At 36.7% G+C, this 3,247-nt stretch carries 1 protein-coding gene and 2 pseudogenes; 1 reads left to right on the forward strand and 2 read right to left on the reverse strand.

The window, feature by feature from the left end; all coding sequences use genetic code 11:
• Positions 1 to 791 (reverse strand): annotated as a pseudogene (locus tag H7254_RS10585) (histidine kinase); the annotation flags it as partial.
• 96 nt (positions 792 to 887) lie between these two features.
• On the reverse strand, positions 888 to 2,264 hold the full coding sequence (locus tag H7254_RS10590) for a sigma-54 dependent transcriptional regulator (RefSeq protein ID WP_301932940.1): 1,377 nt from the start codon (positions 2,262 to 2,264) through the stop codon (positions 888 to 890).
• 323 nt (positions 2,265 to 2,587) lie between these two features.
• Between H7254_RS10590 and H7254_RS10595 the strand changes: the two are divergent.
• Positions 2,588 to 3,247: pseudogene (locus tag H7254_RS10595) on the forward strand (efflux transporter periplasmic adaptor subunit); the annotation flags it as partial.

Here is a 3,247-nt window from a genome sequence, read left to right on the forward strand (position 1 = left end):
GTAGTGGGTAATTCTTTATCCACAATATGTTTCATGGTGCCAATTAACGATAAGATAGGTGTGAGTGAATTCATGATTTCATGCCGCAATACACGGGTTAAATTTTGCCATGCTTCCACTTCTTTTTGCTGTAGTTCTGGCTGAATATTTTGTAAGGATACCAGGTTTTTAATTTGCCCTTTTAAACGGATACCAACAACATTTACAGAAACCTGCAATCCATTCGTCGACTCGTATAAAAAATGTTTATCTGTTGTTGATAATAATTTTTCAGCAAGTTCCAGGTGATTTGTTTTAAGCTCTGTAATATTTTTTAACCTATAAAATCCAAGCAGTTTACAGGCCGAACTATTACTTAACTCTATCCTGCCATATTGATCGTATAGCAATAAACCGGTTTGTACATTTTGTATAATGGTATTAACCAAATGAAGGTTTGCTTCGTTTTCGGCCCGTATTTTACGGAAAGATTCCAGCACTTTATTAAATTGCTGGTTAAGTTCCTGAAAGCTTTTTCCATAGGTATTGTCAGAGGAGAATTTAATGCTGAAATCGTCGTATTGGATAGAATCAAAATAGCGGGTTAATTTTCTGTTGGTTGAGTTGGAATAATGAAACAACTCTACACCCCTATAAATAATTAATACAACCCACAAGACACAGCCTAACCAATAAGTTGGATTTCCTTTGGGCTGATAAACAAGTAGTGTACAATACACCAACGCCGCTGATAAAATTATTATCAATACAATACGCCAAATTAATCCAACTGCAAAACGTTTAAAAATCATGTATACAAAATTGTGCTATATTAATCAAAAAAGTGTTTGCATAAAAGCATTGTCACATACAATCCAATAGCTATCGGATTGTATATGATTCATTATCTATATCGCGTATTTCTCCAAACGCCTATATAAGGATGCCCTTGTTAAACCTAGTTCCCTGGCAGTTTCTGTGATGTTGCCATTGTGTTTTTGCAGGGCTTTTTTAATTAGTAATATTTCCATCTCTTCCAGTTGTAAAGTTTCCAGTGTATGTGCATCTTCATTGGCCAGCCTTAATCCTTTAAAATCTTCCGCCTGCAAGGTGTCGCTTTGTGAAAGTATCACAGCTCTTTCAATAGCATGTTGCAGTTCTCTTACATTGCCTGGCCAATGGTGCTTTTGAATTTGCTTTACTACTGTGCTGTTTAAAGAAGCAACAGGGCGATTGTATTTTTTTGCATACACAGCTACAAAATAATCTGCCAGTAACGGAATGTCTTCTTTGCGTTCTCTTAGTGGAGGTAACTGTATTTCAATTGTATTGATCCGGTATAATAAATCCTGCCGGAATTGATTATCGGCTACCATTTTATACACAGCTTTATTGGTAGCACAAATCAGCCTTATATCAATAGGTTTTGGCTTGTTACTGCCCACTCTCGTGATGATTCGGTTTTGTAATACAGTTAATAATTTAGCCTGCATGGGCAAGGGAATATTACCGATCTCATCTAAAAAAATAGTACCGCCATCAGCTTCTTCCAATTTGCCAATTCGGTCTTCTCTTGCATCTGTAAAGGAACCTTTTACATGGCCAAACAATTCACTTTCAAACAAAGATTCTGCTATTGCACCAAGGTCAACTGACACAAATGGTTTGTCTTTGCGCAGCGATTGCTGGTGAATATTTTTCGCCACCAAATCCTTACCGGTGCCGTTTTCGCCCAGAATTAAAATGTTGGCATCTGTTGCAGCAACTCTTTCAATGGTGTTTAAAATTTGCTGAATGGGTTCGCTCTTGCCGATGAATGGATGCTCAGAAAGTGGATAGCTGCTTTTCTTTATTTTACCTTCTGGCATTTTTATTTTTGTCGCTTTCTTTTCCTTATCAATTTCCATTGCATTCCTTAAAGTATCAACTAGTTTTTCATTTTGCCACGGTTTTAAAACAAAATCTTTTGCTCCTAATTTAATGGCCCTCACCGCCATTTCAATATCGCCATAAGCCGTAAATAAAACCACCGAAATAGTGGGATCAAGATCTAAGATTTTATCCAGCCATTCAAAACCTTCTTTTCCGCTATTAATGTCACGGGTAAAATTCATGTCGAGTAGTATTATATCATACCCACCATTGTTTACCCAATAAGGTATCCGCAATGGATTTTTTTCTGTATCTACCTGCCTAAAATGTCGCTTCAACAACAGGTTGGCTGCACTTAACACACCTGCATCGTCATCTACAATTAAAATCTTTCCTTCAATGTTTGGGTTCATATAATTTTATTACTTCTGTTTAATAAACTATAATTTTTTTGTTGACTGGTTTTCTCCTGTTCCAATAAATTCATTCAAATATCAATCTCTAATTTCAGTTTCCAGTTGCTGTGCCTTACAACCTTTTAGCTACAACTGTTTAAAATTATCACAATATAATTTCTTTCGCCGCTAATTTTTACAGCCTGTTCGCTCCTGTACAAGCGGGTGTTCGAAATCGGACAGTTTATTAAAGACACAAACCCGAAACATATGCTGGATAAGGCTTTAGCTATTTGGCATACCTATTGGCATGGGTGTAACAGTAAATAATAAAATTAGCAATGGACAAAAAATTAGAAAAGAAATTTTGGACAGTTAAGCGGATAGGCGGGATAGGCGGAGGTATTTTAGTGGGAGGATTGCTCGTGTACCAGTTTGCTTTTGCAGATAAAAGAAGCAAACTGAATGTGGATAAAGAGAAGATTACCATATCTGATGTAACACAAGGTGTGTTTGACGAATTTATTGTGGTGAGTGGGGTAGTACAACCCATTAAAACATATCGCATTGATGCCATTGAAGGTGGCTATGTAAAAGAGAAAGTAATTGATGGAGGCAACACGGTTAAACAGGGTGATGTGATTTTAAAACTGGAAAATAACCGCCTGCAAATGGAATTTGTGCAACAGGAAACTGAAATTAACCGGTTGATAAATGAATTGCAGAATACCAGGTTGCGGTTAAAACAGGATAAGTTTGGATTGAAACGTACATCGAATGAAGTAGAATTTCAGTTGTCGCAGGCAAAGGATAATAACGACCGCAACGAAAAATTGTACAAGGGTAAAGTATTCAGCGAACAGGAATACCTTAAAACAAAAAGGGAGTATGAAAAATTGTTCAACCAAAAAGGTATAGAAGTAGAATCACAAAACTACCAGGAAGAAAACTCCACTTTACAGATTCACCAGTTGGAAGGCACGCTGCAACACTCACAAAAA

This window comes from Ferruginibacter sp. (assembly GCF_014377975.1).
Taxonomy (GTDB): Bacteria; Bacteroidota; Bacteroidia; order Chitinophagales; family Chitinophagaceae; genus Ferruginibacter.